We start from the raw sequence: 14,029 nt of genomic DNA, 5'->3' as shown, positions 1-14,029 counted from the left end.
TCGGCCGGGCGGGAAGTGCGACGATCCGAAGGGCTGCGCCTGGAGGGGCGGGAAGCCGGGCGCTATCGGTGTTGCGGGTGGGGCCGGCGGGTCAGGTCCAGCAGGTGTTGTCTGAGCACGTCGAGTTCGGCGGTCGGCCGAAAGCGTCCACCCCAGGTGGGGGCGATGTTCGCGCCGTCCGCGGCGGCGACGACCAGCAGGCGCACCTGGTCGTGGAGGCCGTCGTTGCGCAGCCGGGCTTCCAGTGCGTCGGCGTCGGCGCGCGCGATGACGGCGACGGCGGGCACGGTGAGGAGTTGGCCGAGCAGCATCACGTCCTCCAGCGCGGCGTCGTCGGTGTGCGGGGTGAGCATCGCTCGGATGTAGGCGCGGGTGTAGGCGCCGGGCGCGGTGTCCTCGGGGTCGGTCTCGGCGTCGACGCATGCGTGGAACTCATCGATGAGGGCCTGGGACAAGGCGAGGAACAGTTCGTCCTTGGTGGCGAAGTGGTACATCAGCCCACCCTTGGAGACGCCGGCCTCGCGGGCGATGTCGTCCAGCGTCGCCGAGGTGCTCTTTGCGCGCAGCACGCGCGCGGCCGCGGCGAGCAGCGATTTCCTGGTGTCCTCGGAGTTGCGTCCCGCGGTGCGGCCCATCGGCGGTCCCCCTCGTCCTGGTCGACGCCATACCGAGAACTATACCGACCAGTCGGTGCAGTATTAGTTCGGTGTGGGCGGCGTCTCAGTCTGCCGGGGCCGCGTCGTGGGCGGCAGCGGGTACGACGCTACTTCGCCGCCACCAGCTCCGGGCTGACACCACGGGACGCTTCGCGGGCCAGCAACCGGTCGCGTTGTTCTTCGAATCGCGCCGCCTGGGCTTCCATCTTCTCCAGGTGCGCCGCCAACTCCTCGCGGCGCTTCTCGCCGGCGGCGGTGAAGTCGGTGCGGTCGAAGATCTTCCACTGACGCAGCGGGGGCCGCACGACATCCTCCAGGTGCTGACGCAGATCGTAGATGCCGTGTTTGGCCATCATGACGCCGTAGCGGCGGAAATTCGGCATTCCGGTACCCGGCATCCGGAAATTCTCGATCACCGAGGCGACGGCATGGAGCGTTTGATCGGGCGCCAGATCCAACGCCGCCGCGGAAAGCTGCCGGTAGAAGATCATGTGCAGGTTCTCGTCGGCAGACACCCGCTGCAGCAGCTTGTCCGCCACCGGATCGTTGCAGACCTTGCCGGTGTTCCGGTGGCTCACCCGGGTGGCCAGCTCCTGGAACGTGGGGTAGACGATCGCCATCAACACGTGGGTGCCGATCGCTTCTTCCTCTTCGGGAGTGGGCGCAAAACCGTTGGTCATGTGTTCCATTCGCGCCTGCTCCAGCGCAACGGGATCCACCCCGCGAGTCGCCAGCAAGTAGTCGCGCATGACGATTCCGTGACGGTTCTCCTCGGCCGTCCACCGATTCACCCACGTTCCCCAGGCGCTGTCCAGGGACAGGTGGGTCATGGCTTCACGGCTGTACGACGGCAGGTTGTCCTCGGTCAGCAGGTTGGTGATCATCGCGGCCTTGGCGAGTTCGCTGAGCTGCGATTGCGCTGGATCCCACTCCTGGCCGCCGGTCGCCGCGAAGTTGCTGCCCTTGTTCCACGGCACGTAGTCGTGCGGGTACCAGTCGGTGGTCCTGGCGAGGTGTTGGTTCAGTGCGTTCTCTGCTGCCGATTCGAGTTCCGTCAGGTAGTCGGCGTCGGTCAAAGTGCGCATTGGTGTCCCATCTGCGTGCAGGGTGCGGCGGGCGTGTCGCACCATCTGAGGTCGTTTATGCCTCCAGCCTAAGCCTCGGCTTTGCCGTCGACCGAATCCACGCCGACCCTGGTCAGGTGAAAGTCCGCCGGATTCGGCTTCGACAACATGCGGGTCATCGCCTTGCGATCGAACGGGAACAGGTCGATGTTGCCGGAGTCGGTGAAGTACCAGGAGTTGCAGCCGGTGTTCCAGACCGTCGGACCCATGGCCTCGTCGACGGCGGCATAGAAGTCGTCGGTGGCCTCCTCGGTGACCTCGATGCGGTCCACGTCACCGTTGCGCCACCGTTGGAGCCACTGCGCGATGTATTTCGAGGTGAGTTCCGCGGAATACTGCAGCGAGATCGAGGCGGTCGGCGAGTTCGGGCCCAGGATCGTGAACAGGTTCGGGAATCCGGGGATCGCCATCATCCGGTAGGCGCGGGGTCCGGCGGCCCAGGCATCGTCGAGTTTGACCCCCGCCCGGCCGGCGATCTGCATCGGCCGCATGTAGTCATGGGCGCGGAAGCCGGTGGCCAGGACGATCACGTCTATCTCGTGCGTGACGCCGTCGGCGGTGACGATCCCGTTCGGGGTGACCTTCTCGATGCCCGCGGTGACGAGTTCGGCGTTCGGCTTCTGTAGTGCTCGGTAGTAGCTGCCGGAGACGACCGGGCGTTTGCACAGCGGCTGGTAGTCGGGTGTGAGCTGCGCGCGGAGTCCGGCGTCGCTTACCTGGGCGCGCAGCGACAGCTGTGCGTACCGCTGCACCAGTTTCCGGCGCCAGGTGGGCCGGGTCAGCACGTCGGCGAGTATCCCCGAACCCCAGAGCAAGCCCTGGTAAACGGCCCTGTGCAACTCCGGCAGACCGCCGAGCACCATTGCGGTGCCGGGGATCTGTGGCAGGGTCATGGGAGCCCAGAGCACCCACTGAGGGGTACGCACGAAGTGGGTGAGTTTCTCGGCGCCCGGCTGCAGCGCGGAGACCACCTGCACGCCGGTCGACCCGGTACCCAGGACGGCGATCTTCTTGCCGTCGGTCTGCAGCCCGTCGTCCCAGCGGGCGGTGTGCACCACCGGGCCTTCGAACGAGTCGATCCCCTCGATGTCGGGGATGGCCGGGTTCTCCAGCACGCCCGTCGCGCACAGCACGAAATCGGCGGTGAGCGTCTCGTGGTCGGCGGTGGTCAGCGTCCACTCCCCGGTCGTGTCGTCGAACTCGGCGGAGGTGACCTCGACGTTGCACCGGATGAGTTCGTCCAGGCCGAGTTCGTTCACCACGTCGCGGTGGTACTGCTGGATCTCGCTGCCGTCGGCCCACAGCTTGGACCAGTCGGCCTTGGGGGCGAACCCGAACTGGTAGATCTGCGAGGGTACGTCGCAGGTCAGGCCCGGGTAGTGGTTCCAGTGCCAGACCCCGCCCACGTCGGCGCCCTTCTCCAGGACCGTCACGTCGGTGAAGCCGGCGCCGGTGAGGACGTGGGCAGCGGTGATGCCGGCGACGCCGGCTCCGATGACGACGACGCGGGGTTCGCGAGTGCTCACCGGGTTTCCCTCTGTGCTCCTGCGGCCGTGGTCTGCGCCTGGGCCCGGGCGTATGACCCCGGCGCGGCGTTCTGGTCGGCGTGGCGCTCGATGCGTTCGAGGTAGTCCTTCCGGCCGACCGGGTCGAGGGCCATCGCCTGGTCGTGACCGATGAGAGTGCGGAAGAAGCGTTCGATCGTCTCCGGTACGAAGGACTCGACCAGTCCCCAGCCGTGCAGCACCCAGGTCGGTGCGGAGGTCTTGGCCGCGCGGGTGCTCAGCGTCCGCAAGATCTGGGCCGCGACATCCTGGGGGTCGACGGTGGGCAGCACCGACAGGTCGGCGCCCGAGGACAGCTCGGTGCGCACCGCGGCGGGCATGATCGCCGAGACCGTGACACCCGTCCCGTCGTACTCGCGGCGGGCGGCCAGCGATGCGCCGAGGGCGGCGTACTTGCTGGTGTTGTAGGTCACCATGCCGGGCAGCGGGATCATCCCGGCCATCGACGAGATGTTGACGATGTGCCCGCGGCCGGCCGCCGCCATCACCGGCAGTACCCGGTGCATGCCGTTGAGGACACCGCGGACGTTGACGTCGAGCATGAGGTCGGTGGTCGCCTCGGGTTCATCGGCGAACGGGCCCACCGGCATGACTCCGGCGTTGTTGACCAGCACGTCGATCCGCCCGTGCTCGGCGAGCACCTCGTCGATCAGCCGGTCCCAGGACTCGCGATCGGTGACGTCCAGGCGGCGTGCCACCGCACGGGGGATCGACTCGGCCGTTTCCTTGGCCACGTCGTCGTCGAGGTCGCCGATCCAGACGACGGCCCCGTGGCGGACGAACAGTTCCGCCGTCGCCGCGCCGATGCCGCGTGCGCCGCCGGTGATGACGACGACGGCTTCTGCCGGATCGATCTCCGGAACATTCTTCAGGTAGCCGATGCGCGAGCTGATCACGCGATTCACCGAATCCAGAACAGTCATGGTCAACCTTCGTTCGTAGCGGACTTCACGGCGGGTGGCGCCCGAGCAACGCGAGGCGCGGACCTTGATGATGCGGCACTTCCGGGGGGACTCAACTCCACCGTCGGCGCTAGGCGTGGCGCGGTCGCCGTGTTTGCGGGGCGGGGGGCGTGCAGACGTCAACCCGGCGTCGGGACGGCGCCCGCACCGGGCTTCCGCCGGGTCCGGCGCCGAGAACGCCCGGGCCGGCGCCGAGCCGGATCATGTTACGCCCGGCACTGGTACGCATGCCCCAGAATCGGGCCGATAACTACCAATTTTGCCGTGTCCAGCCCGTTTCCAACGCCGCCGGTCAGCAGTGCAATATTACGAACCGACCGCAAACTGTCAAAGGGCTGGAGTTACCCGGTTCACAGTGATTAAGCTACTATGCGGTAGGTTACCGGCAATATCGGCAAAACGGTGATGTCTGCCGCCGGCCCGCCATACCGTGTGGCGACGGTGCTGACCGGATTGCTGATAGGTTGCTGGGCACCCGACACGCCGGACGATTTATGGGAGGAAAAGTGACGTTGCGCCGCCAGTGCGAACGCTGCGCCGCTGACCGTTTGTCCGGTGGCCTCGAGACCCCGGGCCGGACCGCCGAGGGAGAGCCGACTCCATGACGATCCAAGACGAACGGCCGGCCGAGCCGCCCGCGCCCGCGCCGTCCGGCCACGGTGGCGTCAAGGCCATCGAGGACTGGACCACCGGCTGGGTCAAGCGGCACCCGATGGCCTCCGTCGATACCGTCGGTGACCAGTTCATCCTCGGTGTGCGCACCATCCAGTGGTTCTTCATCGACCTGTTCACCGGGAAATTCCAGTGGCAGGAGTTCGTCCGTCAGGGCGCGTTCATGGCCGGCACCTCGGTGCTGCCGACCATCCTGGTCGCGCTGCCGATCGGCGTGACGCTGTCGATTCAGTTCGCCCTGCTGGCCGGGCAGGTCGGCGCAACGTCGCTCGCCGGTGCTGCCAGCGGCCTGGTCGTCATCCGCCAGGCCGCCTCGCTGGTCTCGGCGGTGTTGATGGCCGCGGCGGTGGGGTCGGCCATCACCGCCGACCTCGGTTCCCGGAAGATGCGCGAAGAGATCGACGCCATGGAGGTCATGGGCGTCTCGGTGCTGCGCCGCATGGTGGTGCCCCGGTTCGCGGCCTCGATACTGGTCGGTATCGCGCTGACCGGCGTGGTGATGTTCGTCGGCTTCCTGGCCAGTTACCTGTTCAACGTGTATTTCCAGAACGGCGCGCCGGGTAGCTTCGTCGCGACCTTCGCCTCGTTCACCAAGACCGACGACATGGTCGTCGCCATGATCAAGGCCGTCATCTACGGCGCGATCGTGGGTATCGTGTCCTGCCAGAAGGGCCTGAGCACCAAGGGCGGTCCGACCGGCGTCGCGAACTCGGTGAACGCGGCGGTCGTGGAATCGATCCTGGTGCTGATGGTCGTCAACGTCGCGATCAGCCAGCTCTACACCATGCTGTTCCCGAGGACGGGGCTCTGACGTGACCGCTTCAACTTATTTCCCGGTCAACCGGATCCTGTCGCAGACCGTTGACAAGGTCACCGGCCCGGTCATCAAGCTCGGGCACATGATCGTGTTCCTGGTGCGCGCGGTCGCCGGGATCCCGCTGGCGGTCCGCCACTACACCAAGGAATTCGTCCGGCTGCTGTCCGACATCGCCTGGGGTAACGGTTCGCTGGTGGTCGGCGGTGGTACCGCGGGTGTCGCCGTCGTGCTGGGCATGACCGTGGGTGCCCTGGTCGGCATCGAGGGCTACAACTTCCTCAACCTGCTGGGCCTGGGCCCGGCGACCGGCGTCATCTCCTCGCTGGTGAACACCCGCGAGCTGGCCCCGATCGCCGCCGCGCTGGCGTTCGCCACCCAGGGTGGTTGCCGGTTCACCGCGCAGCTGGGCTCGATGCGCATCGCCGAGGAGATCGACGCGCTCGACGCGCTGGCCATCCGGCCGATCCCGTACCTGGTCTCCACCCGGCTGCTGTCGTCGGTCATCGCGGTCATCCCGCTCTACGTGCTCTGCCTGGCCGTCAGCTACCTGACCACCCAGACCGTCGTCGCCATCACCAGCGGCGGGTCCAACGGGTCCTATATGCACTACTTCACCCTGATGCTGTCGGGTACCGACGTCGTCTACTCGGTGCTCAAATGCGTGGTGTTCGTGTTCATCGCGTCCACCGTGCAGTGCTACTACGGCTTCTACGCCAGTGGCGGCCCCGAGGGCGTGGGTGTCGCCGCCGGTCACGCGATGCGCGCGGCCATCACGGTCGTCGTCATCGTCAACATGCTGCTCACCATGACGCTCTGGAGCGTCGACGCCGGCGTGAGGTTTGGTGGATAGATGTCGCAATCGTATGAGGTCGACGGGCGCGGGCTGAGTGCACGGCAGCTGTTCCTCTGCGGCTTGGCGCTGCTGGTGGCCCTGGCGGTGTTGACCGTGCTGCTGATGATGCGGTCCAACGGCCGGTTCGAGAACTACACCCGGATCGTCGCCAACATGAACAACGTCGGCGACGGGCTGCCGGAGAATTCCGACGTCAAGTACCACGGGATGATCGTCGGCACGGTGTCCGGTGTGGAGCCCGGCATGAACGGTGCGCCCAACAAGGTGATGATCAACCTCGAGGAGCGGCACGCCGGCGCGATCCCGAAGACGGTGACCGCCCGGGTGATCCCCAGCAACGTCTTCGCGGTGTCGGCCGTGCAGCTGATCGACAACGGTAGCGGCCCGGCGATCCGCAGCGGGGATCAGATCACCCAGGACAACACGCTGCCGACCGTGGTCTTCCAGACCACGATCAGCAAGCTGCGCGACGTCCTGTTCGCCACCGGGCGCGGCCGTGAGGATCGCACCATCGGTGTGCTGGAAGCCGTTCAGGTCGCCACCCAGAACCGCCGGCCCAAACTGCTGACCTCGGGTGCCCAGCTGGACCGGCTGCTGTCCGAGCTCGACGGGATCATCGCCACCGACCCGAATGACACCACCGTGTCGGCGCTGATCAACGTCGCCGACGGGCTGAAGTCCACCGCGCCGGAACTCGTCGACGCGCTGCACCAGGCCATCGAGCCGATGAAGACCTTCGTCGAGCAGAAGTCCGCTCTGGACAGCATGATCTCCGCGGGCCTGAACACCCTGGGCACCACCCAGACCGCCCTGGCCAACCACAGTGATCAGATGGTCCGGATCACCGGTGACCTCACCCCGGTGCTCGGCAGCCTGGCCCAGCAGTCGAACAACTTCGTGCCGGCGTTCCAGAAGCTGAACGTGGTGTCCAGCAAGTTCTTCGACGACGTGTGGATCCCCGAGGTCGACACCCCGAACATGCGGATCAACCTGGCGCTGGCGCCGACCTACACCTACTCGCGGGCGGACTGCCCGACCTACGGCGCGCTGAAGGGCAACAGCTGCTTCACCGCCCCGCTGATCCCGGTCCGCCCGGATCTCCCCGAGGTGCTGCTGCCGCAGAACTACCAGCCCCCGGCCGACCTCGCGCCGCCCAGCGGCACCGTCCTGGGACCCAACGGGAACCTGGTCGCCGTCGGCCCACCGTTGATCAACCCGAACCCGAACCTGGCGGACCCGAACCCGCCGCTGCCGCCGGGCTTCACGCCGGCGCCGCCGGTGCCGCTCACCGCCAACCCGGCCAACGTCGATCCGCCCGCCGCACCGGCGCCCGCGGCCCCGGCCGAGCAGCCGCCGGCCGAGCAGCCGCCGGCCGGCAGTTTCCCGGCAGAGGTCGCCGCACCGGCGTCCTTCGGCGGAACCGTCGGGCCGGTGGGTAGCGCCAAGGAGCGCGTCCAGCTCTCCGTGATGACCGGTAGGCCCGCCACCCCGGCGACCCAGGTCCTGCTCGGGCCGTTGGTGCGCGGCATGACGGTCAACGTCGGCAATGCCGAGCCCGCCGCGGTCAAGCCCGCTTCCGCCACCACCGCAACCACCGGAGGGCCCCGATGAAATTCCGTGGCCCGGCGATCGGGCTCGCCCTGTTCATGGTCATCTCCCTGGGTCTGACCTGGCTGGTGTTCGTCACGCTGCGCCGTGATGTCGCCGGCAAGACCCACGAGTACTCGGCGATCTTCACCGATGTCTTCGGACTGCATGAAGGCGACGACGTCCGGATGGCCGGTGTCCGGGTCGGCCGCGTGGAGTCCGTCGACCTCGACGGCGACAAGGCCAAAGTCCGGTTCGTGGTCCAGGACGACCAGACCCTCTACGGCAACACGGTCGGCTCGGTCGTCTACCAGAACATCGTCGGTCAGCGGTTTCTCGGCCTGTCCCTGGGCAGCATCGGTGAGCACAACGTGCTGGAACCGGGCGGGACCATCCCGGTCGAACAGACCGACCCGTCCTTCGACGTCGGCAACCTGCTCAACGGATACCAGCCGCTGTTCGCCGTACTGTCCACCAAGGACGCTGACAACCTGACGAAGGGCATCATCCAATCCCTGCAGGGCGACCAGAACTCGATCACCGCGCTGGTCAGTCAGACCTCGCAGGTCACCGAGACGTTCGCCGGCAAGGACCAGGCGCTCGGCGAGGTAATCACCAACCTGGACAAGGTGGTGGTGAACCTCGCCGCGCAGAACGAGAGCCTGGACAAGGTCATCAAGCAGACCCACAAGGTGGTCACCGACTTCAACGCCCGTCGTCCCCAGCTGGTCGACTCGATGGGATCGATCTCCCGGGTGACCAAGGAACTCGGCAACACCGCCAACGCGGTCCGGCCGTCGCTGGACGACCTGCTGAGTCGCCAGCCGGGCTTCGTCAGCCACATGATCTCCATCGAGCCGCAGCTGGCGTTCACCGGAGACAACCTGCCGCTGATGCTCAAGGGCATTGCCCGGATGACCAACGAGGGCGCGTTCGCGCAGGTGTACGCCTGCGACATGAACCTGACCGGGTTCTTCCCCGGCCTCAACGACGTGATCCCGATCATCGTCAACGCCGCCACCCCGGGCAGCCAGGCGATGTACACGCCGAGGTGCAGGAGCATGGCGAATGGCTAGGGAGAAGACGCTCGAAGACCGGAACCGCACGGTTCTCGGCCTGATCGCGCTGGGTGTGGTCACCGTGTTGATCGCGGCGATGCTGCTGATCAACGCGATGGGCCTGGGCTACAAGGACTACACCGCGCAGTTCTCCCAGGGCGGTGCCCTGCGCCCTGGTAACCAGATCACCGTCGCCGGTATCCAGGTGGGCCGGGTGACCAGCATGAAGCTGGTCGGCGACCACGTCGATGTCGGGATGAAGATCAAGGACGACGTGCGCCTGGGCAAGGAGACCCGGGCCGTCATCAAGGTCACCAGCATCCTGGGTGCCCGCTACCTGCAGCTGGAGCCCGCCGGAGACGGTTCACTGGAAAACGACAACATCGACATCAGCCGCACCGAGCCGCCGTACGACCTGCAGGCCGCGCTGGCGGACGTCACGCACAACTACCAAGATTTCGACGCCAAGCAGTTGGCCAAGTCGCTGGGGATCCTGGGTACCCAGCTCAAGACCCTGCCGCCGGTGGTGCCGCAGGCGATGGAGAACGTGCACACGCTGTCGTCGATCATCGCCGACCGCCGCGATCAGCTCGGTTCGCTGCTGGCCACCACCCAGACCGTCACCAACACGCTGCGCAGCCAGCAGGCCAATATCGGCGCGATGGTCAACCAGGGCCAGCAGCTCGTCGGTGAGTTTGTCACCCGGCGCGCGGCGTTCCACGCCATGATGCAGTCCCTGACCAAGTTGATGACGACGCTGGACGACACTGTCATCGGCAACCGGCCGCAGGTGGAGAAGCTGCTGGCCGACCTGGACACGCTGACCGGCATGCTGTCCCAGCACGACGACCTGGTGCGCAACATTCTGCAGGTCGCCCCGGTGGCTCTCCGCGGCCTGGCCAATGCCACCGGTACCGGCAACACGATCGACATGAACGTGTCCAACGGTCTGCTCATCGATTCCTGGATGTGCGCGATCAGCGGACGGGCGAAACAGTTCGGGATGATTCAGTACTTCAAGGACTGCAAATGAGTAGCGCACGCAAGCGGCTGCTGGTGATCGCGGGCATCATCGTGGTGGCGGCCCTGGTGATCGGCGGGTTCATCTTCTCGGAGGTGCGCAGTCACCTGACCACCAAGCACTACACCGCGCAGTTCGAAAGTGCCGCCGGCATTTTCGAGGACAACCTGATCACCGTGCTGGGCATGCCGGTCGGCCGGGTCAGCAAGGTGACTCCCAAGCAGGGCTACGTCGAGGTCGAATTCACCGTCGACGGTGAGGTGAAGGTGCCGAAGAAGGTCGAAGCCGTCGCCCTGCAGACCGCGATCCTCACCGACCGGCAGATCGAGCTGACCCCGGTTTTCAAAGACGGTGATGAAGAGTTGCCGAGTGGAACCACCATCGGCCGGGACCAAACCCGCGTCCCGGTGGAGTTCGACGAGGTGCTCGGCACGCTGGACAAGCTGGCGACCGCGCTGTCGGGCAACAAGGACGGCACCGGACCGGTGGCCGACGTGGTGGCGAATTCGGCCGCCGTCGTCGACGGGAACGGCGAGAAGATCAAGTCGGCGCTGTCGGAGCTGTCCGACGCCTTCCGGCTGAGCGTGAACCGCGGTGACACCACCAAGGAGCAGATGACCACCATCGTGCAGAACGTGAACTCGCTGTTCGGTGCCGCTGCCGACAATGACGCCACGCTCCGGCAGTTCGGCACCACCGTCAACGCGCTGACCCAGGTCCTGGCCGACGAAAACCTGGGGACGGGCACCACCGGGCGCAAGATCAACGACGTGCTCAAGCAGGCCGGCGACATCCTGGCGGCCAATCGCGGTCACATCAAGACGATCGTCTCGAACACCAACACCGTGCTGACGACCACCGTCGACAAGAAGCGCGACCTGGCCGAGTTCCTCGACGTCACGCCCTTGGTGCTGGAGAACGTCTACAACGCGGTCGACCGGGAGAACGGCTCGCTGAGGATCCGGTTGATGACCGACCGCGTTCTGTTCGAGACCCAGACGAGCAAGGAGATGTGCAACATCTTGCGACTCCGGCAGCTGGGGTGCAGTACCGGCACCATCCAGGATTTCGGGCCCGACTTCGGGCTGACCTACATGCTCGACGGCCTGGCCGCGATGGGGCAGAAATGATCGCCCGGCGTAAGGCGGTGGTGGTCGGAGCACTGGCCACCGGCCTGACCCTGGCGCTGTCCGGGTGCGGCTCCGACGGCATCAACAGCCTCCCGCTGCCGCGGCCGGGGATCGCCGGCGGCGGCTACCTGTTGACAGCGGTGTTCAAGGACGCCCTGAACCTGCCCGCGTACGCGAAGGTCCGCCTCGGCGGTGCCGACGTGGGCAGCCTGGAGTCGATGAAGGCGGAGAACTACACAGCGGTCACCACCCTGCGGATCCAGGACGGCGTGGAACTGCCGGTGGGCACCACCGTCGAACTGCGCTCGGCCACCCCGTTGGGTGACGTGTTCGTGGCGGTGACCCCGCCCGCCAATTCGCCCGCCGGCGCCCCGCTGCTCAAGGACGGCGACCGCATCGAACTCGATCGCACCGCGTCGGCGGCGACGGTTGAGTCCGTGCTCAGTGGCGCGGCACTGATGGTCAACGGCGGCGCGATCCAGAACATGACCAATATCGTCAACGGTCTGGGCAAGGCGACGGGTGACCAGGGCGAGGCGTTCGGGCACCTGATCTCCCAGACCAATCACACCCTGGGAAAGCTCAACGCACGGTCGGCGCAGATCAAGACCGCGATGACCAAGACCTCCGAGCTGGCCAAGTCGATCGAGGGCAAGAACAAGGAGATCAACGAAATCCTGGCCGAGGCGAACCCGGCCACCGATGTGCTCTCCGGACAGACCCAGCAGATCGCGAACCTGGTGGTGCTGGCCGGTGCCACCACCAAGGAACTGGAGAAGTTCCCGTCGATCGCCGGTACGGATAACAGCGGCCGCAGCGTGGTCGCGGATCTGAACACCATCGCGGCCTCCTGGAACGACGTCGCGGTGGCCCCGGGTACCGATCTATACGGTCTGAACCGGGTCATGCCGCCGGTGGTCAAGGCGACGCCGAGCAACTCGCTGTCGGTGCGGATCAGCATGGACCGTCTGATCCTGGGCCACATCCCGGATGCCGGGTTCCCGGGCGACCTCGGGTACCACGGGCCCAAGTGGAACAACTTCCAGCAACTCGTCGGGGCGTTCAAATACACGCTGTGGCGTCTGCAGGAGCGGATCGTGGGGAAGGGGCCGGACGTGCCGCAGGTACCCGTCATACCCAGCCCGACGGAGCCGGGCGTGATGATCCCGGTGCCGCAGGGACCGGCACCCGGACCCGGGGTCGAAGCCCCGGCGGCCCCGGCCGCCCAGGCACCGGCCCAGGCCGCCCCGGCCGCCGCCCATGCCCCCGCGCCCGGCCTGCCCGGCCCGGCGCCGGCCGCGGAGCCGGCACCGTGATGGGGAAGGTGGCCGACGGGCTCGTCGGCACGGTCAAGTACGCGCACGGCAAGAAGGCGTGGCTGTCGGCCATCGCCCTGCTCCTGGTGCTGGTCCTGGCCACTCTGTGGATCATGGTCAACGCGTTGCGGTTCAACCCGTTCGTGGGTACCTACCTGGTGAGCGTCGACCTGGCCGAGTCCGGTGGGCTGCTGGCCGACCAGGACGTCACGCTGCGCGGCGTGGCCGTCGGCAAGGTCGACGACCTCACCCTCACACCGTCCGGGGTGCACGCCACCCTGCGATTGAACAACGGCGTCCACATTCCCGACACCACCGGTATCCGGGTGTCGGGCCTGTCGGCCGCCGGTGAGCAGTACGTCAACCTCGACGGTAACGGCGACGGCGCCCCGCTGCGCGACGGCGGCGTCATCAACGGCACCGACGCCAAGCTGCCGGTCAGCCTGGCAGACCTGTTGGCCCACGGCGACGGGTTCTTCAAGCAGCTCGACACCGAGAAGCTGAAGGTGATCCGCAAGGAGCTCTCGATGAGCACCGAGGGTCCGCAGAAGCTCGCCGACATCGTCGACGGTGGTGCCTTCCTGCTGTCCACGCTGGACGGGGTGCTGCCGGAGACCACCAAGACGCTGCGCACCAGCCGGGTGGCGCTGAACCTGATCGCCGACAAGAACGCCGGTATGCACCAGGCCGCCAACAACATCAGTGGCGTACTGACCGGCGTGAACAAGATGCGTGACGGATACCGCAAGCTCACCGAGATCACCCCGGCCACGCTGAACCAGGCCGACAACCTGTTCGACGACAACTCCGACACCATGGTGGAGTTGCTGGGCAGCCTGGCATCGACCTCGCAGCTGCTGTACCTGCGGGTGCCGGCACTGAGCTCGCTGTGGCCGAACTACCGGGGCTCGATGCTGGACGCGCTCGGTAGCACCATGCACGACTACGGCGTGTGGGTGAACCTCGACATCTACCCGCGGTACACCTGCGACTACGGCACCCCGCGTCGTCCTCCGTCATCGGCGGACTACCCGGAGCCGTTCATGTACACCTACTGCCGTGACGACGATCCGGCCGTGCTCATCCGTGGCGCCAAGAACGCACCGCGGCCGGCCGGCGACGACACCGCAGGCCCCCCGCAGGGCGCCGACCTGGGGGCGCAGACGGATCCGACGCCCAAGGGGCGCTACACGATCCCGACCGAGTACGGTGGTCCGACCCTTCCGATGGAACCGCCTCGATGAGATGGCGGCGATGGAGGCACCGGC

General features: G+C 66.9%; 12 protein-coding genes. 8 read left to right on the top strand and 4 right to left on the bottom strand.

Going from position 1 to position 14,029, the window contains the following annotated elements:
* Positions 1-62 precede the first annotated feature (62 nt).
* From G6N16_RS02025 to G6N16_RS02010, 4 genes are all read right to left on the bottom strand, one after another.
* On the bottom strand, positions 63-635 hold the full coding sequence (locus G6N16_RS02025) for a TetR/AcrR family transcriptional regulator (protein WP_083032479.1): 573 nt from the start codon (positions 633-635) through the stop codon (positions 63-65).
* A 128-nt stretch (positions 636-763) separates the two neighbouring features.
* Positions 764-1,741: an acyl-ACP desaturase gene (locus G6N16_RS02020; protein WP_083032478.1), complete on the bottom strand. Its 978-nt coding sequence runs from the start codon at positions 1,739-1,741 to the stop codon at positions 764-766.
* A 68-nt stretch (positions 1,742-1,809) separates the two neighbouring features.
* Entirely contained in the window at positions 1,810-3,306 is a 1,497-nt protein-coding gene (locus G6N16_RS02015) for a flavin-containing monooxygenase (protein WP_083032476.1), read from the bottom strand.
* Positions 3,303-4,217 (bottom strand): SDR family oxidoreductase, encoded by a 915-nt coding sequence (locus G6N16_RS02010; RefSeq protein WP_163787951.1) that lies wholly within the window; start codon positions 4,215-4,217, stop codon positions 3,303-3,305. Before G6N16_RS02010 ends, G6N16_RS02015 begins: the two co-directional genes overlap by 4 nt.
* A gap of 691 nt (positions 4,218-4,908) precedes the next feature.
* Between G6N16_RS02010 and G6N16_RS02005 the strand changes: the two genes are divergently transcribed.
* From G6N16_RS02005 to G6N16_RS01970, 8 genes are read left to right on the top strand one after another with little or no spacing between them, the layout of a single operon-like run.
* Positions 4,909-5,790, top strand: coding sequence for an MlaE family ABC transporter permease (locus tag G6N16_RS02005; RefSeq protein WP_083032473.1), 882 nt, complete (start codon positions 4,909-4,911; stop codon positions 5,788-5,790).
* Position 5,791: 1 nt separating this feature from the next.
* The gene (locus G6N16_RS02000; protein WP_083032471.1) at positions 5,792-6,646 is read left to right on the top strand and encodes an ABC transporter permease; all 855 of its coding nucleotides are present in this window, start codon (positions 5,792-5,794) and stop codon (positions 6,644-6,646) included.
* Complete coding sequence (locus tag G6N16_RS01995) at positions 6,647-8,260, top strand: MlaD family protein (RefSeq protein WP_083032470.1); 1,614 nt, start codon at positions 6,647-6,649, stop codon at positions 8,258-8,260.
* A complete protein-coding gene (locus tag G6N16_RS01990) occupies positions 8,257-9,312 on the top strand; it encodes an MlaD family protein (RefSeq protein WP_083032468.1) in 1,056 nt (351 codons plus the stop codon). Before G6N16_RS01995 ends, G6N16_RS01990 begins: the two co-directional genes overlap by 4 nt.
* On the top strand, positions 9,305-10,327 hold the full coding sequence (locus tag G6N16_RS01985) for an MCE family protein (RefSeq protein ID WP_083032467.1): 1,023 nt from the start codon (positions 9,305-9,307) through the stop codon (positions 10,325-10,327). The genes G6N16_RS01990 and G6N16_RS01985 overlap by 8 nt, the downstream gene beginning before the upstream one ends.
* Positions 10,324-11,445 carry an MCE family protein gene (locus G6N16_RS01980; protein ID WP_083032465.1) on the top strand — a complete coding sequence of 374 codons (1,122 nt, stop codon included), beginning with the start codon at positions 10,324-10,326 and terminating at the stop codon, positions 11,443-11,445. The genes G6N16_RS01985 and G6N16_RS01980 overlap by 4 nt, the downstream gene beginning before the upstream one ends.
* Positions 11,442-12,761 (top strand): MlaD family protein, encoded by a 1,320-nt coding sequence (locus G6N16_RS01975; protein WP_083032464.1) that lies wholly within the window; start codon positions 11,442-11,444, stop codon positions 12,759-12,761. The genes G6N16_RS01980 and G6N16_RS01975 overlap by 4 nt, the downstream gene beginning before the upstream one ends.
* On the top strand, positions 12,758-14,005 hold the full coding sequence (locus G6N16_RS01970; protein ID WP_083032462.1) for an MlaD family protein: 1,248 nt from the start codon (positions 12,758-12,760) through the stop codon (positions 14,003-14,005). Before G6N16_RS01975 ends, G6N16_RS01970 begins: the two co-directional genes overlap by 4 nt.
* Positions 14,006-14,029 lie beyond the last annotated feature (24 nt).

The sequence above is a fragment of the Mycolicibacterium insubricum genome, from assembly GCF_010731615.1.
Classification (GTDB): domain Bacteria; phylum Actinomycetota; class Actinomycetes; order Mycobacteriales; family Mycobacteriaceae; genus Mycobacterium; species Mycobacterium insubricum.
Note: the sequence above shows the minus strand (reverse complement) of the source record. Positions and strands in the feature narration are given on the sequence as shown.